General features: G+C 59.5%; 18 protein-coding genes. 8 read left to right on the top strand and 10 right to left on the bottom strand.

Going from position 1 to position 21,280, the window contains the following annotated elements; translation table 11 throughout:
- Nucleotides 1-5 precede the first annotated feature (5 nt).
- The 5 genes from can to ftsY all read right to left on the bottom strand — a co-directional run bounded on the left by can (nt 6) and on the right by ftsY (nt 5,691).
- Nucleotides 6-665, bottom strand: a complete 660-nt coding sequence (gene can, locus AB5Z02_RS04420; RefSeq protein WP_005339998.1) for a carbonate dehydratase — start codon at nt 663-665, stop codon at nt 6-8.
- A 125-nt stretch (nt 666-790) separates the two neighbouring features.
- Entirely contained in the window at nt 791-1,645 is an 855-nt protein-coding gene (gene rpoH / locus AB5Z02_RS04415) for an RNA polymerase sigma factor RpoH (RefSeq protein ID WP_005339997.1), read from the bottom strand.
- A 451-nt stretch (nt 1,646-2,096) separates the two neighbouring features.
- On the bottom strand, nt 2,097-3,050 hold the full coding sequence (gene ftsX / locus AB5Z02_RS04410; protein ID WP_106844124.1) for a permease-like cell division protein FtsX: 954 nt from the start codon (nt 3,048-3,050) through the stop codon (nt 2,097-2,099).
- Entirely contained in the window at nt 3,050-3,718 is a 669-nt protein-coding gene (gene ftsE, locus AB5Z02_RS04405) for a cell division ATP-binding protein FtsE (RefSeq protein ID WP_005339995.1), read from the bottom strand. The genes ftsX and ftsE overlap by 1 nt, the downstream gene beginning before the upstream one ends.
- An 89-nt stretch (nt 3,719-3,807) precedes the next feature.
- Entirely contained in the window at nt 3,808-5,691 is a 1,884-nt protein-coding gene (ftsY, locus tag AB5Z02_RS04400) for a signal recognition particle-docking protein FtsY (protein ID WP_368215383.1), read from the bottom strand.
- A gap of 110 nt (nt 5,692-5,801) precedes the next feature.
- Here ftsY and rsmD point away from each other — a divergent pair, with 110 nt between their 5' ends.
- Together rsmD and AB5Z02_RS04390 are read left to right on the top strand one after the other, a co-directional pair.
- Nucleotides 5,802-6,431 carry a 16S rRNA (guanine(966)-N(2))-methyltransferase RsmD gene (gene rsmD / locus AB5Z02_RS04395; protein WP_005339991.1) on the top strand — a complete coding sequence of 210 codons (630 nt, stop codon included), beginning with the start codon at nt 5,802-5,804 and terminating at the stop codon, nt 6,429-6,431.
- Nucleotides 6,415-6,726, top strand: coding sequence for a DUF1145 domain-containing protein (locus tag AB5Z02_RS04390; RefSeq protein WP_005342853.1), 312 nt, complete (start codon nt 6,415-6,417; stop codon nt 6,724-6,726). Before rsmD ends, AB5Z02_RS04390 begins: the two co-directional genes overlap by 17 nt.
- 855 nt (nt 6,727-7,581) lie before the next feature.
- Here the strand turns inward: AB5Z02_RS04390 and AB5Z02_RS04385 are convergent.
- The 5 genes from AB5Z02_RS04385 to AB5Z02_RS04365 all read right to left on the bottom strand — a co-directional run bounded on the left by AB5Z02_RS04385 (nt 7,582) and on the right by AB5Z02_RS04365 (nt 12,697).
- On the bottom strand, nt 7,582-8,568 hold the full coding sequence (locus AB5Z02_RS04385) for a YafY family protein (protein ID WP_005339987.1): 987 nt from the start codon (nt 8,566-8,568) through the stop codon (nt 7,582-7,584).
- A gap of 287 nt (nt 8,569-8,855) precedes the next feature.
- Nucleotides 8,856-9,242 (bottom strand): SirB2 family protein, encoded by a 387-nt coding sequence (locus AB5Z02_RS04380; protein ID WP_042081419.1) that lies wholly within the window; start codon nt 9,240-9,242, stop codon nt 8,856-8,858.
- Nucleotides 9,239-11,095: a monovalent cation:proton antiporter-2 (CPA2) family protein gene (locus AB5Z02_RS04375; protein WP_005357666.1), complete on the bottom strand. Its 1,857-nt coding sequence runs from the start codon at nt 11,093-11,095 to the stop codon at nt 9,239-9,241. The genes AB5Z02_RS04380 and AB5Z02_RS04375 overlap by 4 nt, the downstream gene beginning before the upstream one ends.
- Before the next feature lie 67 nt (nt 11,096-11,162).
- Nucleotides 11,163-11,759 (bottom strand): NAD(P)H-dependent oxidoreductase, encoded by a 597-nt coding sequence (locus AB5Z02_RS04370; RefSeq protein WP_368215381.1) that lies wholly within the window; start codon nt 11,757-11,759, stop codon nt 11,163-11,165.
- A gap of 95 nt (nt 11,760-11,854) precedes the next feature.
- On the bottom strand, nt 11,855-12,697 hold the full coding sequence (locus AB5Z02_RS04365) for a LysR family transcriptional regulator (protein ID WP_041209599.1): 843 nt from the start codon (nt 12,695-12,697) through the stop codon (nt 11,855-11,857).
- A 143-nt stretch (nt 12,698-12,840) separates the two neighbouring features.
- Between AB5Z02_RS04365 and AB5Z02_RS04360 the strand changes: the two genes are divergently transcribed.
- From AB5Z02_RS04360 to AB5Z02_RS04335, 6 genes are all read left to right on the top strand, one after another.
- Nucleotides 12,841-13,563, top strand: a complete 723-nt coding sequence (locus tag AB5Z02_RS04360) for an SDR family oxidoreductase (protein ID WP_368215379.1) — start codon at nt 12,841-12,843, stop codon at nt 13,561-13,563.
- Between the two features lie 88 nt (nt 13,564-13,651).
- A complete protein-coding gene (locus tag AB5Z02_RS04355) occupies nt 13,652-13,975 on the top strand; it encodes a hypothetical protein (protein ID WP_368215377.1) in 324 nt (107 codons plus the stop codon).
- 46 nt (nt 13,976-14,021) lie between these two features.
- Nucleotides 14,022-14,453: a DUF411 domain-containing protein gene (locus AB5Z02_RS04350; protein WP_005339953.1), complete on the top strand. Its 432-nt coding sequence runs from the start codon at nt 14,022-14,024 to the stop codon at nt 14,451-14,453.
- Nucleotides 14,454-14,687: 234 nt separating this feature from the next.
- Nucleotides 14,688-16,841: a S9 family peptidase gene (locus tag AB5Z02_RS04345; RefSeq protein WP_368215376.1), complete on the top strand. Its 2,154-nt coding sequence runs from the start codon at nt 14,688-14,690 to the stop codon at nt 16,839-16,841.
- Nucleotides 16,842-17,255: 414 nt separating this feature from the next.
- Nucleotides 17,256-18,227 carry a TAXI family TRAP transporter solute-binding subunit gene (locus tag AB5Z02_RS04340; protein WP_005339950.1) on the top strand — a complete coding sequence of 324 codons (972 nt, stop codon included), beginning with the start codon at nt 17,256-17,258 and terminating at the stop codon, nt 18,225-18,227.
- A gap of 103 nt (nt 18,228-18,330) precedes the next feature.
- Nucleotides 18,331-20,886 (top strand): TRAP transporter permease, encoded by a 2,556-nt coding sequence (locus AB5Z02_RS04335; RefSeq protein ID WP_005357644.1) that lies wholly within the window; start codon nt 18,331-18,333, stop codon nt 20,884-20,886.
- The last annotated feature ends 394 nt before the right edge of the window (nt 20,887-21,280 follow it).

Raw genomic sequence — 21,280 nt, 5'->3', positions numbered from 1 at the left:
GCTCCCTAGCGCCGACGGTGGGGCGGACGCATGTCCGGCCAGGCGCGATAGACATCTGGGATCTGATCCGGCCCGCTGATGCAGAGATCGAGATCGTGCAGCAAGCCATCCTTGATCCCGTAGATCCAGCCATGCACCGCCAGCTCCTGCCCCTTGCGCCAGGCGTTCTGGATGATGGTGGTGTGGCAGACATTGGCGACCTGCTCGGCCACGTTCAGCTCGCACAGGTAGTCGAAGCGCTCATGCTCATCCTCGATGGCCTCGAGCTCTTCACCGTATTTGAAGTAGACATCCTTGATGTTGCGCAGCCAGTTGTCGATGAGCCCCAGCTCCTGGTTCTGCATCGCGGCCTTGACGCCACCGCAACCGTAGTGACCGCAGACGATGATGTGCTTCACCTTGAGCACTTCTACCGCGTATTGCAGCACCGAGAGGCAGTTGAAATCGGTATGTACCACCAGATTGGCGACGTTGCGGTGGACGAAGACATCCCCCGGCAGCAACCCCATCAGCTGGTTGGCGGGGACCCGGCTGTCGGAACAACCAATCCAGAGGTATTCGGGGGCCTGCTGGGCAGAAAGAGTGGCAAAGAAAGCGGGATCTTCGGCTTTGATCCGTTCGGCCCACTCACGGTTGTTGGTAAACAGGTCGTTCAACAGTTTCACTTCTGCTCTCCCTAATGTGGCAGTGGCGGCAACATAACACACTCAAGGGTAACCAAAGCAAGGCCGACCAGATCCCTGCGAAACAAAAACAGGGCCATCAGGCCCTGTTTTTATGAGAGGAAGCATCAGGCTTCCATGGCATCTTTCAGCTTCTTGAGTGCGTTTTTCTCAAGCTGACGCACACGCTCGGCGGAGACGCCGTAGGTATCGGCCAGCTCCTGCAGAGTGGTCTTGCTGTCATCATCGAGCCAGCGGGCGCGAATGATGTGCTGGCTGCGCTCATCCAGAGTGGCGAGGGCCGAGCTCAGACGACGGGTCGCGTGATCGTCCCAGTTGTCGTTCTCGATGGTGGCGGCCAGATCGGAGGATTTGTCCTCCAGATAGTGAACCGGAGCGAAACCGCCCTCTTCCTCATCGTCACCCACCAGATCGAACGCCTGATCGTAGTTGGCCATCCGCGCTTCCATTTCGGTCACGTCAGCGGCAGAAACGCCGAGATCGGCCGCCACGGCCTGAACCTCTTCGTGGTTCAGCCAGCCCAGACGTTTTTTGGATTTGCGCAGGTTGAAGAAGAGCTTGCGCTGGGCCTTGGTGGTCGCCACCTTGACCATGCGCCAGTTGCGCAGGACATATTCGTGGATTTCGGCCTTGATCCAGTGCACGGCAAAGGAGACCAGACGCACGCCGACCGTCGGGTCGAAGCGCTTGACCGCCTTCATCAGGCCGATGTTGCCTTCCTGAACCAGATCGGCCTGAGGCAGGCCGTAACCGGCATAACTCTTGGCGACATGAACGACAAAGCGCAGGTGCGACATAACCAGCTGACGGGCAGCCTCGAGATCGCCATCCTGCTGCAAACGCTCAGCCAGTTCACGCTCTTCCTCTGCGCTCAGCACAGGAATAGAGTTTACTGCCTGGATATAGCCTTCCAGACTACCTTGCGGAATCAGAGCCATAGTGCGCTGCAATGAAGTTCCCATCTGTTACCTCTTACTTTTCAATCGAATCAGTCTAACACCCTGAGAGGGTCTGTCTACTGACCGGATGCCATTCTGCGGCGTGTATCAAAGAACATGCCCAGTTTTAGACCGGCTTATCTTAAGCCTGCAGGATGAATCATGAATGAACAGTCAAAAAAAGGGGGTCACAATGAAGGACCCCCGAAAAGTAGCATGCTAAGTCCATTGTTGCGGAGCTCGCAACCTTCACATGCTTGCCAAGTCTGACGAGCAAGGCAGAGGGGCCACACCCGTATAAATGCTTCAGCTTTAATAGACTGCTTATAAATCAGAAGGTTCACTGGATCTAGCGAAGATCCGGAAGATCATTGTTATTCAGAATACTCTGACTATGGGGGCCAAGCCAGAAACGGCCCCTCTTTTACTTGATCCGCCTCTCAAAATCCAGCGATTTACTTTGATGACAAAGTAATCAGGATGGTTCGATGTCGCGAATGTGGCGATGGACCGAAAACCAGGAGGCAATCAGCCCCAGCAGGGCGCCCAGCAAGATCAGATTGATCCCGTCTACCGCCCCCATGCCAACCAACCGGAAGTTACTGTTATACAAGCCCGCCAGCTCCTTCACCACCCCTTCGCTCCAGATCACCATCACTTCGGTCAGCCACCAGGCCAGCATGCCGCCGATCACCCCGAACCAGATACCGGTATAGAGGAAAGGGCGATGAATGAAGGAGTCGGTCGCCCCCACCAGCTTGAGCACTTCAATCTCGGAACGCTGGTTGAGGATGTTGAGACGCAGAGTATTGCCGACGATCAGCAACACGGCGGAGAGCAGCAGCACCGCGATACCGGTAATGGTGTGGCGCAGCAGGTTCATGATCCCCTGCAACCGGGTCAGCCACTGCAGATCCAGCTTGCCCTGCTCGACTCCCACTTCGTTGTTAAGCTTGCTGAGCAGCTCGGCGGCCCCTTCCGGGTTCTGCCAGCGCGGATCCGGGATCACGCTCAGCACCGGCGGTAGCGGGTTGCTGTCCAGATAATCGAGGGCATCGCCGAAGCCGGAGATCTCGCGAAACTCCCGCAACGCGTCGTCACGGCTCAGGTAGGTGACCGAATCTACCTCGGGATAGAGCAGGATCCGGTGCTGCAGATCGAGAATGCTCTGCTCCGGCAGATCCTTGCGCAGGTAAAGGGAGATCTGGGAACTGGTCTGCCAGCTCCCTTCCACCACCTCGGCGTTTTTCAGCAGCACGTGGAAGCAGGAGGGCAACGCCAGACTGACGCCGAGCACCGCCAGCGTCATCAGAGAGGCGAGCGGATTGCGCCACAACTCCCCGAGACTGGCAAACGCCTGCCGTACATGGTCAACCCCGTACATCATCAGACGGCGCAGCGGCGGTTGTTTATGACGAACGATAGCCATCAGAGCTCCTCCCCGGCCGAATACATGCGGCCCGCCTTGAGGGTCAGGGTGCGATAGCGCATGCGGGCGATCAGCCCCAGATCGTGGGTGGCAATCAGTACCGAGACCCCAAAATTGTTGAACTCCTGGAATAGCCGCATGATATCCATGGAGAGCTGGGGATCCAGGTTGCCGGTCGGTTCATCCGCCAGCAGCAGCGGCGGCTTGTTGACGATGGCACGGGCGATGCCGACCCGCTGCTGCTCACCACCGGAGAGCATCCGCGGCTGGTAGCGCTCCTTGCCGAGCAGCCCAACCTTGTCCAGCGCCGCCGCCACGCGCTTGTTGATATCGGCGTGGCTGTAGCCATCGATCACCAGCGGCAGCGCCACGTTGTCGAACACGGTTCTGTCCATCAGCAGGCGGTGATCCTGAAAGATCATCCCGATCTGGCGGCGAACATAGGGGATCTGGCTGCGCTGGATATGGCTGACATCATCACCATGAAAGAAGACGCGACCATCGGTCGGACGCTCCATCACGCTGATCAGTTTGAGGAGGGTACTCTTGCCCGCCCCCGAGTGCCCGGTCAGAAAGGCCATCTCTCCCTTTCGCAGGTGAAAGCTGACCTTTTGCAGCGCCTGATGGCCGCCGCTGTATACCTTGCTGACCTTGTCAAAACGAATCATAACGGTTCCCTGAAATTGACAAACCCCGACCGGAGTCGGGGCATGGAACACTTACTCATCACGGCTGAGCTGACTCATCACGGCCGGACTTATTCATCGCGGCTAAAGAGCGCCTCGATGAAGTCGTTGGCAACGAAGGGACGCAGATCGTCGATCCCCTCGCCCACCCCGATGTAGCGGATCGGGATCTGGAACTTGTCGGCCACCGCGAAGATGACGCCGCCCTTGGCCGTGCCATCCAGCTTGGTGAGGGTGATGCCGGTCAGGCCAACCGCCTCGCTGAACAGCTTGGCCTGGCTCAGCGCGTTCTGGCCGGTGCCGGCGTCCAGCGTCAGCATGATCTCGTGGGGCGCCTCTTCATCCAGCTTCTTCATCACCCGCACCACCTTCTTGAGCTCTTCCATCAGGTTACTCTTGTTCTGCAGGCGGCCGGCGGTGTCGGCGATCAGCACGTCAGCTCCGCGGGAGCGGGCAGCCTCGATGGCGTCATAAATGACGGAAGCGGAGTCGGCACCGGTATGCTGGGCAATCACCGGAATGTTGTTGCGCTGACCCCAAACCTGCAGCTGTTCGACCGCAGCAGCACGGAAGGTGTCACCCGCCGCCAGCATCACGCTCTTGCCTTCAGCCTGGAACTGCTTGGCCAGCTTGCCGATGGTGGTGGTCTTGCCGACGCCGTTTACGCCGACCATCAGGATCACATAAGGCTTCTTGCTGGTGTCGATCACCAGCGGCTGTTCGACCTTGGCCAGCATCTCGCCCATGTCCTGCTTGAGCAGGCCGTAGAGCGCCTCGGCATCCTTGAGCTGCTTGCGGTCCGCGTGCTGCACCAGCCCTTCGATGATGCGAGTAGTGGTATCCACACCGAGATCGGCGGTCAGCAGCTGGGTTTCCAGCTCTTCAAACAGCTCATCGTCGATCTTCTTGCCACGGAACAGGCCGAAGAAACCGGAGCCGATATTCTCCTTGGTGCGCACCAGACTGCGCTTGAGGCGAGCAAAGAAGCCCTCCCGCTGCGGTTTGTCCTGGGTGTCGTCGTCTACCTTGGCGGCCAGCGGCAGAGCGGCCAGGGCGGCGGCCTCAGCCTCCATCGCGGCGACCAGGCGCATATCTTCCGCGCGCTGTGCCTCTTTGGCGATACGGGCTTCTTCCGCAGCCTGAGCTTCAGCGGCAATGCGAGCCTCCTCCGCAGCGCGAGCCTCGGCAGCAATGCGAGCTTCTTCCGCAGCGCGGGCTTCGGCGGCGATACGAGCCTCTTCCGCGGCGCGGGCTTCGGCGGCAATGCGAGATTCTTCCGCGGCGCGAGCTTCGGCGGCGATGCGGGCCTCTTCTGCGGCGCGAGCCTCGGCAGCAATGCGAGCTTCTTCCGCAGCGCGAGCTTCAGCAGCAATGCGAGCCTCTTCCGCAGCGCGAGCTTCAGCAGCAATGCGAGCCTCTTCCGCGGCGCGGGCTTCGGCAGCAATGCGAGCCTCCTCTGCAGCGTGAGCTTCGGCGGCGATGCGGGCCTCTTCTGCGGCGAGAGCCTCGGCAGCAATGCGAGCCTCTTCCGCAGCGCGAGCCTCGGCAGCAATACGAGCCTCTTCTGCGGCGCGAGCTTCGGCGGCGATGCGGGCCTCTTCTGCGGCAGTGCGAGCGGCTTCAGCGGCACGCTCCTCTTCGGCGATCAGCGCTTCGTTGACGATCACCGGCTCCAGATCGGAGGCGCACTCCTCCACCACCAGCGGGCCGTGGTCGTCCAGCTCGGTCGGCAGGCAGCAATCATCTTGCAAAACGGAATTCTGTGCGCTGGCAGGCACTTCGGGGGCAACGGCCGGCGTACTATCGGAAACAGTTATTTCGGAAACGGGAGCGGGGGTAGCAGTGACCTCGGGCTCAACGGTAACGGGGGTGGCTTGGGGTGTCTGTGGTTGGACAGCCTCAGCCTCTTCTTTCTTGCGGCCGAAACCCAGCCAGGAAAACAAACCTTTTGCCATCTAAAAATACTCACATCAAAGGCTGACTGCTAAGATAGCCGTCCCTTGGCGGGTCGGCATAAAAATGAACCGCCTTATACTACCACTTTATTTTCTGACGATGAAACGCGATGCCCAGAGTGAAATCCAGCCGTAGCAACCCGAGCAAGAGTCCCGCCCCGCAAGGAAAATCGGGCTTTGTAAGAATCATCAGCGGCCAGTGGCGAGGCCGCAAATTGCCGGTCAAGGATGTGGAGGGGCTCAGACCCACCACGGATCGCGTCAAGGAGACCATCTTCAACTGGCTGGCCCCCCACATTCGTGGCACCCGCTGCCTGGATCTGTTTGCCGGTAGCGGCGGACTCGGACTGGAGGCTCTGTCGCGCTATGCCGAGCAGGTGACCCTGATCGAGATGGACAAAGGGGCCGCCGACCAGATCAAGAAGAACCTGACCGCCCTCGGCAGCAGTCAGGGTCAGGTGATCCAGTCAGATGCAGTGAGCTGGCTGCAAGGCCCGGCCACGCCGTTTGATCTGGTGTTCCTCGATCCGCCGTTTCGCCGCGAGCTGCTGCCGCAGGTGTGCGAACTGCTGGAGCAGCGCGGCTGGCTGGCACCGGACGCCCTCATCTATCTGGAGCGGGAAAAAGAGATGGCCGATCTGGCGCTGCCCGCCAGCTGGCAACTACTCAAGGACAAACAAGCCGGTCAGGTCTGCTATCAACTCTATCTAAGGGAGGTAAACAATGAAGCGAGTCTTTAATCTGTTGGCGATGGGGCTGATATTGTTCTTCTGGTTTGGCGTGCTGGTGAGCCTGATTGCCCCGCTGCCCGGCAAACTCAACGGCTTTCTGCCGGTCTGCGGCGTGATCGTCGCCCTGCTGCACTGGCTGCAGGCCAGCATGATCAAGGCGGCTTGCAAACGCTACTTCGCTGTCACCAAGGCCGAGTTTGTGACTGTGCTGATCTTTGGTGTGTTTGGCATGGTCGACATTCGTCAGCGCCTGCAAGAGATCGTCAACGCCGCCCAGCGCGGCAATCTCTCGGACAAACCATAAAAGAAAAGGGGACGGCGGTAGCCGTCCCCTAGAGTCGTGTCGTCCTGTCCGTAGAACTGCAATGCTCCCTGCAATCCCTGACGTTATCCTAATCCTTTGGAATATCCCCTTTCCAATCCGTTGGCGTGTCCTGCGGCGTTCCTGGCCTGGCAATTCATCCTGAACTGCTTCACTGTCTCCATCCTGGAGGTGTCCATTACCACGTCCTGTGGGGTTCCTTGCGTCTTCCTGACAGATAACCATCCGGGTTATCTCACTTCATCCTGAAGTATTCCTCTCGCATCCGGCGAGGTCCTGTTCATCCTGAAGAACGAGGTTCCGTTCGTTCTGCTCCCATCCCGAGAGTGTCCTGCCGCATCCCGCGGTGTTCCTTTATTCATCCGTGACGATAATCATCCTGATTATCGAGCTCATCCTGAGGTGTCCCTTGTCCACATCCTGCGGACTATTCCATCTTTATGCGCTGTCCTGCATCCTGCCGAACCAGCTCCGTCCTTGTGAGACCCATACTAAGGAAATGCGCACCCCGAACAAGGGCCATCCGATGATAAAGATCCGATGCAGCTCCCATCTCAAAAAACGAACTTAAAAACTAACCCTTTAATATCAGCCACTTATTTAGTTTCACGGGAAAGCTCGATCATTCTGGCATGGCTTCGCGTACGGCTCAAAGCGCCAGCCTCTTACAGTCGCTATGGCAGATCTCTTACACGGGTTTCGCCCCCAAAAACGGGGCAGGAAAACGGTTCAATCCTGACGTTAAGACTTAAAAATTAGTTGAATAAATATGCTTAAAAAAACCGCAAAAAAAAGAGCCGAGACCAGGCTCGACTCTTCAACATTCCAATTTTTTAATCAGCTCAAGCGGTTGGCCGGATTGAGATAGGCCTTGCGCAGCGATTCAGGTGCCAGCACCTCCAGTTCACCGCCGATGTTGTTCAACCAGCTGCGAAACTCCGGGGTGTCCTGCACTTCGGTCTCCACCACCACACTGCGCTTGTCATAGCGGGTCATGCGCGGATTGTTGCCGGGGATCTGGTTATCCACCAGCGACTGGCTGTTGGCATCGATCCGGCCGACGAAGCGGATCGGGCCACTCACATCCTGATAGCCCTGATCGCGGATCAGCTTCTGGATATTGAAATCCTTCGGCTGGGTGGCGCTGAAGTTGGTCAGCTCCACGTTCTTGATATGGTCAAACGGGATGCCGTAGACCTTGGGATCCAGCTCGGACAGAGTGCAGAGCAGGATCGGACCGTCCGGCTGATTGAGAATGCCGAGCGGGTTGATACGGTCGTAGCAGAGCCACACGGTGCGCTCTTTGATCACGCGCTGGATCTCGGCACTGAACTTGCGACCACGCCAGAGCGCATCGCGGATCAGGGTGCTGCGGCGGATCTCCGGGTTGCCGGCAAACGGACGCGGTGACTGGTGGACACTCTCCAGCCAGCGTTCGGCCAGTTCGCTCTGGCTGTCGCGGATCACCTGACTCGCCTTGTCGACCAGCGGGTTCAATTCGGTCAGTACACTCGCCGGCAACAGTTGGCTCGCCTGATCACTCCAAGTTTTCAGGGCCACCGCCAGCGAGAGCGGCATGATATTGGCAAAGTCGTTGAGGCCGTGGCGCTCGAAGCACCAGCCATGGGGTTTGCTGCGCTCGTCCGAGGTGAGGTCGAACAGTCCCATGCCGGACATCTCCTCCAGGTCCCGTTGCACGGTACGCAGACTGACGTGGATGCCTTCCTCTTCCAGTTTTACCTGGAGTTGGCTGGCGGTCAGCTTGTAAGGGCGGTGCGGGATGCAACGCGCCAAGGTCAGTTGTCGTAACAGCTTCTTGCTCATGGTGCTTGCCTTCACTGGTTTAGCGTTGACTGTATGCTAGTCGCGACTTGCGACAGTCTATGTCGCAAGTTTTGCTGCGACAACTGTCGCCATTTTCATACAAAACACACTAAGCAATTGATTTACAAAGACAAAACACTCAAAAAAGGAGCCGCTAGAGGCTAAAATTAGCCAAAAATTCCTCAAATGAAAGTTCTATGTTGCGATCTATTGCCAGCATAAAACTCCGATTAATTAATTTATATCAGAATATGATTTCAGGGGAGAGCATGACTCTCCCCTTTTGTTCACATCAGCCACGACCAGGCTGACTTGGTGATGGCCGCACCGACCATGTAGCCAAACACCGCCAGTGCCGCCACACCGGCTACCAGCTTCTGACCGCGGGCCGGGCGCTTGAGCGCCATGACACCCAGACCGATATAGAGCACCAGTGCAATCAGCTTGGCCATCAGCCAGGGTTGTTGACCCGGGCTCAACTGCAATGCCACCGCCAGCAACACACCAAACAGCAGCAGGAAAGTGTCGTTGATATGGGGCAGGATCTTCAGCCACTTCTGCTGCAACCGATCGCTGCCGGCCAGCGCCAGACTCCAGCGATAGATAAAGAGCAGCAGACTGACCAGCGCCAGCGTCATATGCAGGTGTTTGAACATGGGATAATAGGCAATCATTTTGCTTCCTTGTCGTCGTCGGGTAGCCCGCTGTTCCAGTTGTGGGCATGGATACGCTCCTGCCCCTCCTCGTCGTCTTGCAACAGATCGGAGAGGATCTCCCGGTATTGCAGGCTCTTGTTGATATAAGTGTGTTCGTCGTCCAGATAGTTGACCTGCTCACGCAACAGCCAGTTATCGTGCTGCTTGAAGGTCTGCCCCGCCCGCCAGGCCTGGTTGGCCCGAAAACCGAGCTGGGTCAGGGCTTCCACCCCCAGATCGACCGCCGAGCCCAGGGTTTCCCGGTGCACGCTCTCGACCCCGTGGCGCAGGATCTCGTGGGCATGGGGTCGATCCAGCGCTCGCGCCAGGATCTTCAGGTGCGGGAAGTGCTTCTGCACCATCTCGATCACCGCCAGCGAGGTAGCTGGATCGTTGATGGAGAGCACCAGCAGCTTCGCCTTGTGCGCCCCTGCGGCATGGAGCAGATCGATCCGGCTGGCATCGCCATAGAAGACCTGATAGCCATACTTGCGCAGGGTCTCTATCTGGCTAGCATCCTGCTCGAGGATGGTGGTACCGATGCCGTGACCGTGCAGCAGACGCCCCACGATCTGACCGAAGCGGCCGAAGCCCGCGATGATCACCGGATGCTCCACCAGCTCAGGTTGCTCATGCTGCGGTGCGTCGCTCTGGTTACGGTAATCGAACCAAGGCTGGATCACCCGATCGTTGAGGATCAGCAGCAGCGGGGTGAGCGCCATCGAGAGCGCCACCACCAGCGTCAGCAGCGAGATGGTCTCGCCGGGCAGCACCCGGTTCTGGGCGGCAAACGAGAAGAGCACGAAGGCAAACTCGCCCCCCTGCGCGAGCGCCAGCGCGAAGGTCCAGCGTTGACTCGGCGAGATGCGGATGATGAAGCCGAGCGCCATCAACACCAGCCATTTGAGCACCATCAGGCCAACCACCAGCGTCGGGATGAGGAAAGGGTGTTCGGCAAACAGCCCGAAGTCGATCCCCGCCCCCACCGACATAAAGAACAGGCCGAGCAGCAAGCCCTTGAACGGCTCTATGTCCGCTTCCAGCTCATGGCGATATTCGCTGTCGGCCAGCACCACACCGGCGAGGAAGGAGCCAAGTGCAGGCGAAAGCCCCACCGACTCCATCAGCACAGCGATAGCGATCACCAGCAGCAGGGCGGCGGCGACGAAGATCTCCCGCATATGGGACTGGGCGATGGCACGAAACACCGGCCGCATCAGGTAGTGGCCACCCAGCACTATGCCGGAGATGGCCGCGACTACCAGCAGACCATGCTGCCAACCTGCCAGCTCGGAGCCACCATTGCTGGCGACCGGCGCCATGGCCAGCAGTGGCAGCAGCGCCAGGATCGGAATGACCGCAATATCCTGAAACAGCAGCACCGCAAAGGCGGAGCGACCGCTCTCGCTCTGCATCAGCTTGCGCTCCTGCAGGCTCTGCAGAACGATGGCGGTGGAGGAGAGCGCCAGAATGAGGCCGATGGCCAGCCCCTGTTGGAGTGGCAGACCGATCAGGTGCGCCACGCCTGTCAGTGCCGCCGTGGTGAGCAGCACCTGCAGGCCGCCGGTGCCGAGGATCGGCCCCTTCAACTGCCACAAGAGGGCCGGACGCAATTCAAGACCGACCAGAAACAGCATCAGCACCACGCCAAACTCGGCGAAGTGCATCACATCCTTCTGCTCCCCCACCAGCCCCAGCAGAAAGGGGCCTATGATGATCCCCGCCAGCAGGTAGCCGAGCACCGAACCCAGCCCCCAGCGTTTGGCCAGCGGCACCGCGATGACGGCGGCAGAGAGATAGATAAAGGCATCAAACAGGATCCCGTGGCCCATCAGTCAGCCCTCCGTTTGAACGTCTGATCCGACTTATAAGCTCGACCAACAAGCTGTCCGTGTTTCATCAGAGCACCTCCAGCAAGTCGCGCAGATAAGGGCGCCCGGCCAGCTGCTCCGGGGTCAGCTGATCGTCACGCAGGGCACAGAGCAGCTGGCGGTAGTCCTGACCACAGCGGCGCAGGGCTGCGGGATCCTTGATCTTGTGGAACGAGTGGAGCACAAAGGGCGGCAACCAGTTCATGCCGCACAATCTGGCCGCCTGTTGAAAGGGCAGCAGAAAATCGAGCAGCGGCCGGCTGTTGTACCCCTCGCTGCAGTAGGACTCCGGCGCACCGCCGGTGGTAATGGCGCTCAGCCACTGCTTGCCCTTGAGGGCATGAGCCTCGGGGCCGTAGGCGTAGCCGTACTCCAGCACCAGATCCATCCACTCCTTCATGATGGCCGGGCAGGAGTACCAGTAAAACGGGTGCTGAAAGACGATGATGTCGTGCTCCGACAGCAGCGCTTGCTCCCGCTTAACATCGATGAACATGTCGGGATAGTGGTGGTAGAGATCGTGAACCGTGACCCCCTCCAACCCCTCAATCGCCTGCAACAGCTGCTTGTTGGCCCGCGAGCCCTGCAAGGCGGGATGGGAAAAAATAACCAGAATGCGTTTCATGACAACATCACCCGAACAAGCGCCAGAGCTGGCGCGATAAAAGAGAAAAGGGGTGTGACAGACGCATCGTAAAGATGCACAGGAAAGCGACCTTATCAGGAAGCACCGTGGCCTGCCAACTCGGGGATCAGCTCCCGCAGCGCCGGATTGAGGGTCTGATGAGCGGGGTAACAAAGCCCGATCCGGCGAAACATCCGCGGCCCGCTCACTGGCAAGGTACAGAGCCCCGCCTCATCCTCCACCAGCCCGTCCGGCAGAAAGCTGATGCCGACCCCGGCCAGCACCAGCGCCATCACCAACCCCTTGCTCTCGGCCTTGGCCACCAGATTGAGGGTGAGCCGGTCACAGGCCAGCAGACCTATGGTCTGCTGGTGGGCTTCACAAGGTGGGCACTCAATAAAATCATAATGTTGCAGCTCGGCCAGCTCGATTTTCTCACGGCTGGCCAGGGGATGGTCGACCGGCACGCAGAGCACGTAATCCTCTTCCCAGAGCGGCAGAAAGATCTCGTCCTCCCGGCGCAGGGCGTCCAGCGTCAGCCGACAGTCGGCTGGCGTGCCGTAATCGGAGAGAGTGAGATCCAGCTCGGGCAGTACCGTCTGTACCCGTTGCAGCAACCCCGCCACCCGACGCCGGCTCAGGTCGGGCATGATGGCGATATTGAGCCTCGCACGCGTCGCTTTCTGGCGAAACAGCTCCGGCAGACGGCGCGCTTCCTCCACCAGCTTGACCGCATGGGGATAGAGATAGTGGGCAGGATCGCGCGCCTCCACCCCCTTCTTGCCACGGATGAAGAGGCTGTCACCGAGCGCCTCTTCCAACTGGCGCAGCCCAGCCGAGAGAGAAGGCTGGCTGACGTGGCAGCGTTCGGCCGCCGCCGTGATGTTCTTCTCTTCATAGATGGCGATGAAGAAACGCAGCAATCTCAAGTCCAGCATAAACCCAACCATAGTTTTTTCAGATGATAACCAGCGGAAAACAATATTTATCACTTATAGATGCAGTGACTATAGTGACCCTGTTCCGCGCTGGCCAGCAGCTTGTTGGCTCAAACCGACTATCGAATCTGAAGGAAAAAATCATGTCCAAAGCTCTCGTCGTTATCACCGGTGCCTCTGCCGGGATCGGTGCCGCCATCGCCCGCGCATTCTCTGCCGCTGGCCATCCCCTGCTGTTGCTGGCCCGCCGGGTCGAGCCGATGCAGGCACTCGGTCTGCCGAATTCCCTCTGCATCGGGGTCGATGTGACCGACACCGCCGCCATGAAGGCCGCCGTCCAGCAGGCGGAAGCCAAATTTGGCCCGGTCGGCTGCATGGTCAACAACGCCGGCGTCATGCTGCTGGGTCAGGCTGACGTGCAGGATCCGGCCGAGTGGCAGCAGATGCTCAACATCAACGTCATGGGTGTGCTGAACGGCGTCCATGCGGTACTGGCCGGGATGAAGGAGCGCCGCAGCGGTACCATCATCAACATCAGCTCCATCGCCGGTCGCAAGACCTTCCCGAACCATGCCGCCTACTGCGCTACCAAGTTCGCCGTCCACGCTCTGACCGAGAACATCCGCGAAGAGGTGGCCGATGTCGGCGTACGGATGGTGACCATAGCTCCGGGTGCGGTAGAGACCGAGCTGCTCAGCCACACCACTGACGAAAGCATCAAGGCCGGTTACCACGACTGGAAAGATCAGATGGGTGGCGTCATTGCGCCGGAAGTGATCGCCGATGCAGTACTCTATGCCTGGAACCAGCCGGCCAACGTCTGCGTGCGCGAGATCGTGCTGGCGGCCACCCGTCAGCAACCTTAATCTGCACTGACGGGTACTATGGGGAGGGCTTGACCCTCCCCGGGGGCACAGGGTTACCATGTGCCCCTTGTTATTTTCGAGTCATTCCATGGTTCTCACCCGTCGCCAACTCGCTCACGCCCGTCGCTGGCTCCCCCTGTGGAGTCTGGTGCTGGTGTTGATGTCGTTTGGCAGCCGGGCTGCAACCGATCTCTGTACCCTGACCACCCACTGCAGCCAGAGCGAACGTTCGCTGGAAAAAGCGATGCCCTGCGGCAGTTTCACCACAGCACTTTCGATGACGCTGCTGGCCAGCGACAGCCTGACGGTCGCCGTGCTGGAACCGGATACCCCCGACTTCGCCTCCCCCTCTCTCTTTATGCCGGACGCCCCGTGCGAGCGGCTCGAACGTCCCCCACGCATCCAGATCTGAAACGCATCCCGTATCGGGCATCTTTTCTTTCAATCTGAGGTGAGTGATGTACAAACCCCTGTTACTGGCCATGCTGGCCGGTACCGTCAGCTTTTCGGCCCTCGCGGCCGAGAAGATGACCGTCTACAAATCCAAATATTGTGGCTGCTGCCAAAGCTGGAACGAGCACATGGAGCAGAATGGCTTCGAGCTGGAGGTCATCGAAACCGAGCAGCTCGGCGCAGTGAAGCAGCAATACGGTATCGCGCCGGAACTGGCTTCTTGCCATACCGGTATCGTAAATGGCTATGTGATCGAGGGGCATGTACCGGCCGCCGATGTACAAAAGCTGCTCAGGGAAAAACCGGCGATCCGTGGCCTGACCATTCCGGGCATGCCCCAGAGTGCGCCGGGCATGGATATTCCGGGCCATCCCTACGAGGTACTGAGTATCAGCAACGAGGGCGCGACCAACCGCTGGTCGAGCTACCCCGGCTGACGAAAACTGGCCATGAGAGGGCACTCCCATATCATGTGAGGCACACCTGAGCGGACTCTTGCCGCTCATAGCCAGAAAGAGGGCCGCTATCGCGAGATAGCGGCTTTTTTTGATTACATTTCCTGCAATAACAAGGGATTGCTTGCAACCACCGGCAACAAGGGGCAGATTTAACGCCAATTCATGGAGCCGATGCTCAGGTCTACCAACCCTTTCCAGCGCCAAGGATGCGACATGTTTACCTTTTCCCGAGGAGTTCTGCTGCTAGCCTTTCTGACAGTTCTCCCCCCCACTTATGCCAATGAAGAGCCCGCCATGCTGACAAGCGAACATCCAATCCAGCCGCCCGTGGCCCCTAAACATCCCCGCACTCTGAAAAAACATGGGGATACCCGCATCGACAACTACTACTGGCTGCGTGACGACGAGCGGCAGAAGCCCGAGGTGTTGGACTATCTCAAGGCCGAGAACGCCTATACCGAGGCCATGCTCAAGCCGACCCAACCCCTGCGCGAGCAGCTTTACAAAGAGATGGTCGCCCGCATCCCCCAGCAGGATGAGTCGGTACCTTATGTGAAAAATGGCTACCGCTACCAGACCCGCTATGAGCCGGGCAAGGAGTACGGGATCTACTCGCGCACCAAGCTCGGTGAAGAGCAGTCGAGCCTGTTGCTCGACAGCAACCAGCGGGCAGAAGGGCACGAGTTCTATGCCCTCGGCGCTCTTGAGGTGAGCCGCAACAACCGCTGGCTGGCGGTGGCGGAAGATTTCCTCTCCCGCCGTCAGTACCAGATCCAGTTCCTCGACCTGGAGAGTGGCCAGTGGGCCACCGACAAACTGGAAAATACCTCCGGCAATCTGGTGTGGGCCAACGACAACAAGACCGTCTTCTATGTGCGCAAGCACCCGCAGACCCTGCTTCCGTATCAGGTCTATCGCCACACGCTCGGAACGGATCCGGCCACGGACAAGCTGGTCTATGAGGAGAAGGATGACTCCTTTTACATCAGCCTCTACGCCACCACCTCGGAAGATTTCATCGTCATAGCTCTCTCCAGCACCACCACAGGCGAAGCGCGGCTGATCGATGCCAACCAGCCGGAGCACGCCCCCCGCCTGTTCCTGCCCCGTCAGGTGGATCACGAATACAGCCTGGATCACTACCGCGGCCGCTTCTATGTGCGCTCCAACAAGGACGGCAAGAACTTCGGCCTCTACGAGACCAAAGAGAGCCCGGTCGATCGCTGGAAGGCGGTGATCGCCCCCAATCCGGAGGTGCTGCTGGAGAGCTACGCCCTGTTCAAGGATTGGCTGGTACTGGAAGAGCGCAACAAGGGGCTGACCCGACTGCGCCAGATCAACTGGCAGAGCGGTGACGAGAAGGAGATCGCCTTCGACGATCCCGCCTATGTCACCTGGCTCGCCTACAACCCGGAGCCGGATACCAGCGCTCTGCGCTATGGCTACTCCTCCATGACCACCCCCGCCTCTACCTATGAGCTGGATATGGCGAGCGGCAAGCGCACCCTGCTCAAGCAGCAGCCGGTGGCAGGCTTCAAGGCCGACCAGTACGCCAGCGAGCGGCTCTGGGTGACCGCCCGCGACGGCGTATCGGTGCCGGTGTCGCTGGTCTATCGCAAGGACAAGTTCAAGAAAGAGCAGGCCGATGCGCCCAAGAATCCGCTGCTGGTCTATGGCTACGGCTCCTACGGCGCCAGCATGGATCCCGACTTCAGCAGCTCGCGCCTGAGCCTGCTGGATCGCGGCTTCGTCTACGCCATCGCCCATATCCGGGGTGGTGAAGAGCTGGGCCGTCACTGGTACGAAGATGGCAAGTTGCTGAAAAAGCAGAACACCTTCAATGACTTTATCGATGTCACCAAGGCGCTGGTTGAGCAAGGCTACGGTGCCAAAGATCAGGTCTACGCCATGGGCGGCAGCGCCGGTGGTCTGCTGATGGGGGCGGTCATCAATCAGGCGCCCGAACTCTATCGCGGCGTGGTGGCGCAGGTGCCGTTCGTCGATGTGGTCACCACCATGCTGGACGAGTCCATTCCCCTCACCACCGGGGAGTATGACGAGTGGGGCAACCCGAACCAGAAGCGCTACTACGACTACATGAAGAGCTACAGCCCCTACGATCAGGTCAAGGCGCAAGCCTACCCCAACCTGCTGGTCACCACCGGGCTGCACGACTCCCAGGTGCAATATTGGGAGCCAGCCAAGTGGGTCGCCAAGCTGCGCGAGCTGAAGACGGATGATAACAAGTTGTTACTGAACACCGACATGGATGCCGGCCACGGCGGCAAGTCGGGCCGCTTCAAAGCCTACGAGGATATCGCGCTGGAATACGCCTTTATCCTGGCTCTGGCCACTCCGGCCAACTGATCTCTCATGACTCCGGCCCTTGTCATTCAAGGGCCGCATAAGAATCCTCTCGTAGTTTTTCCCTCTTCCATTTCCCTTCATATCAAATTAATCTTCGGCAAGAAAATGAATGATCGAGGTCATGTTTCTCAAGATTTAACTCCGCTATTTTGCCATTTCGTTTGATTTATGTTGGGTGAATGTGCTTAATCGGAGTGCTTGCAACTTTTTATTTGGCCCCTCAGGGGCCAATTTATCTTCGACCGACAGGAGGTCGGTAGCCTCACCACAGGATGAGGGTGACTGCCGGAAAGGGGGTGATCAACGCCCCCCACTTTCGTGCAACGAGAAGAGCGGGCAAGCCCGGCGCAGAACGGGATTGCCATCAATTTATCCGGGGATCGGATAAACAAAATCAAAGAAAAGGGAGAAAAAATGAAAGGATTAACTTTGGCATGCGCCCTGTCGGCGGCTCTGGTCGGTGTCTCATTCGGTGGTCCGGTGCAAGCGCAGGAGCGCTTCGTGACCATAGGCACCGGCGGTCAGACCGGCGTCTACTATGTCGCTGGCCAGTCCATCTGCCGCTTCCTCAATCGCGGCGCCGCCGATCACCAGATCAAGTGCAACGCTCCGGCCAGTGGCGGTGGTGTTGCCAACGTCAACGGCATCCGCAGCGGTGAATTCAACTTCGGCATCATGCAATCCGACCACCAGTTCAAGGCGATGAAGGGGCTGCCACCGTTCCAGGCCGAAGGGGCCATGGACGACATGCGCGCCGTCTTCTCCCTGCAGAGCGAGGTGTTCACCATCCTGGCTCGCCGCGATGCCAAGATCGCCAGCTTCGACGATCTGAAGGGCAAGCGCGTCAACATCGGCAACCCGGGCTCCGGCCAGCGTGACACCATGGAAGAGATCATGGCGGTCAAAGGCTGGAAAAAGGGTGACTTCGGTCTGGTCTCCGAGCTGAAACCGGCCGAACAGGCCTCCGCCCTCGGTGACAACAACATCGACGCCATGAGCTACTTCGTCGGTCACCCGAACGGCGCCATTCAGGAAGCCTCCACCACCACAGATGCAGTACTGGTACCTGTGACCGGCGCCGACATCGACAAGCTGCTGGCCGAGAAGAGCTACTACAGCAAGGCCGAGATCCCGGGCGGCATCTACAAGGGCAGCGACAAGCCGACCCCCTCCATCGGTGGCAAAGCGGTGCTCTCCACCAGCGCCAAAACCGATCCGGAAGTGGTCTATCAGCTGGTCAAGTCGGTGTTCGACAACCTGGATCGCTTCAAGCGCCTGCACCCTGCCTTTGCCGACCTGAAAGAGGCCGACATGATCAAGGTGGGTCTCTCTGCACCGCTGCATGAAGGGGCTGCCCGCTACTACAAAGAGCGCGGCTGGCTCTGATTGAAGGCCCCGGGGCCTTTGTCACTCTCTTCGACACCCGTCTGCCGCCTGATTGCGGGGGCGGGTGTCGCTCTTGTTGTACTCGTTGGCACAAGTTAACCCTATGCAAGATAAACAACTCTCTACCGAGGAACTGATCGCCCAAGATGTGGGCGCTCGCCTGCCGCTGGGCATCATGGGCTGGCTCATCACCGCACTGGCGCTGGCCTGGTCCCTGTTCCAGCTCTGGATCGCCTCGCCACTCCCCTTCATGGTGGGGTTTGGCGTACTCAATGACACCGAAACCCGCTCCATTCACCTCACCTTTGCCCTGTTGCTCGCTTTTCTGGTGTTCCCGGCATTTCGCTCCTCGCCGCGGGATCGGGTTCCCCTCGGCGATATCGCCCTCGGCCTGATCGCTGCTGGCGCCGCCTCTTACCTGTTTGTGATGTATGAAGCACTGGCGCTGCGTCCCGGCACCCTCACCACCGCCGATCTGGTGACCGCCTGCATCGGCATTCCGCTGCTGCTGGAAGCGGCGCGCCGCGCCCTGGGGCCGGCACTGGCGGTCATCGCCATCGTCTTTCTGATCTACAGTCTGGCGGGCCCCTGGATGCCGGGACTGCTGGCACATCGCGGAGTAGGTTTCACCGCACTGGCCAACCACCAGTGGATCACTACCGAAGGGGTGTTCGGCATTGCCCTTGGCGTCTCCACCAGTTTCGTGTTCCTGTTCGTGCTGTTCGGCGCCCTGCTGGAGCGTGCCGGTGCCGGTCACTACTTTATCCAGCTCGCTTTCAGCCTGCTCGGTCACTTGCGCGGCGGCCCGGCCAAGGCGGCAGTGGTCGCCTCCGGCCTGACCGGTCTGATTTCCGGCTCGTCAATTGCCAACGTGGTGACCACCGGCACCTTCACCATCCCGATGATGAAGAAGGTGGGCTTCAGTTCAGAGAAAGCGGGGGCAGTGGAAGTGGCCTCCTCGGTCAACGGCCAGATCATGCCGCCGGTGATGGGGGCTGCGGCTTTCCTGATGGTCGAATACGTGGGCATCCCCTATGTGGAGATCATCAAGCACGCCTTCCTGCCTGCCGCCATCTCCTACATAGCGCTGCTCTACATCGTCCATCTGGAGGCGTTGAAACTGGGCATGCAGCCCATCGGCAACCATCAACCCAAGCCCTGGCTGCGCCGCCTGACCGGCTTTGCCTTTGGCGCGGCCCTCATCAGCGGCCTGTCACTGGCGGTCTACTATGGCCTCGGCTGGCTCAAACCTGCGCTGGGTGACTACGCCCTGCCGGGGATCTCGGTACTGCTGGCTGCCACCTATGTGGCTCTGTTGAAGATCGCCGCCAGCAATGAACCGCTGCCTGCCGAAGATCCCGACAAGCCGCTCACCGAGTTGCCCAACACCCGCGCCGTGCTGCTCTCCGGCCTGCACTTCCTGCTGCCGGTGGTAGTACTGGTATGGTGCCTGATGGTGGAACGCCTCTCGCCGGGGCTGTCGGCCTTCTGGGGTACCGTGATGCTGGTGATCATCCTGCTGACCCAGCGCCCGCTGCTCAACTGGCTGCGCAAGGACGGCAAGCACGACTACGGCACCGTCGCTGATGGCGTGGTGGATCTGCGGGAAGGGCTGGTTGCCGGTGCCCGCAACATGATTGGTATCGGCATTGCCACCGCCACCGCGGGGATTATCGTGGGTGCGGTCTCCCAGACCGGGGTTGGTCTGGTGCTGGCGGATCTGGTGGAGTTCCTCTCCATGGGTAACCTGCTGCTGATGCTGCTGCTCACCGCCCTGCTGAGCCTGATCCTTGGCATGGGGCTGCCCACCACTGCCAACTACATCGTGGTGTCCAGCCTGCTGGCACCGGTGGTCGTGACGCTGGGGCAGCAAAACGGGCTGATCGTGCCGCTGATCGCGGTGCACCTGTTCGTCTTCTACTTCGGCATCATGGCGGATGTGACGCCGCCGGTGGGACTGGCTTCCTTCGCGGCTGCCGCCGTCTCCAAGGGCGATCCCATCAAGACCGGGATCACCGCCTTCTACTACAGCCTGCGTACCGCAGCGCTGCCGTTCCTGTTTATCTTCAACACCGATCTGCTGCTCATCGACGTGGACTTCGCCCACGGCGTGCTGATCTTCATCGTGGCGACCATCGCCATGCTGATCTTCGCTGCCGCCACTCAGGGCTGGTTCCTGGTGAAGAGCCGCTGGTACGAGAGCGTGCTGCTGTTGCTGGTCGCCTTTACCCTGTTCCGCCCGGGTTTCTGGATGGACATGGTGCACGACCCCTATCGCGAGACCCCGCCTGCCCAGCTGGCCCAAACCATGGGTGAAGTGGAGGCGGAGAGCACCCTGCGGCTGCGGATCCTCGGTGAAGATGCAGTGGGCAAGCCACGCAAGTTCACCCTGCTGGTCGCCGTACCGGATGGGGCAAATGGCGAGGAGCGGCTGGCCAATCTGGGGCTGAGCCTCTATGAGCAGGATGGCAAGACGCTGATCGACAACGTCGCCTTTGGCAGCCCGGCCGCCACCATGGGACTGGAGTTCGATCAGGAGATCCTCACCGTCAAGGCGCCGACCGAGCGCTGGACCAAGGAGTGGATGTGGATCCCGGGCTTCCTGCTGTTCGGGGCGATCGTCTGGCTGCAGCGTCGCCGCAGCGTCAAGGCCGGTTAACCCACCGGGCAGATGAGACCGAGGGCCGCTATTGCGGCCCTCTTTTTATTGCCTTGCCCTCTGCGGCTCTTGCGATGAGCAACAGTCATGGAAAAAGGTAAACGGTGGCTAGCGGCCAAAAAAGTGGGGTGACATGTCCATGTCACCCCCTCGCAAATAGCATGTTCCATATTGGAGTCCGGCCACGCCGTGTCTCTGTTTCACTTTCCGATAGTTCGCGACCCATCTGAAGTGAGCGCCAATTGCAGCAATGCAACTGGCCAGCAACCCGTTACAACCTTCGTCCACACGGCAGACAAGCCGCCGTGTTTGTCCTTGCAACTGAAATATTACGCAGAAAAACAAAATAAAAAACGTTTTTATGCCTATTCCATTCACATCAGAGTACAAAAAA

Origin of the sequence: Aeromonas sp. R2-3, from assembly GCF_040908375.1 — a bacterium.
Classification (GTDB): domain Bacteria; phylum Pseudomonadota; class Gammaproteobacteria; order Enterobacterales; family Aeromonadaceae; genus Aeromonas; species Aeromonas veronii.
The sequence above is the reverse complement of the archived record's forward strand: the minus strand, read 5'-3'. Positions and strand labels throughout refer to the sequence as shown.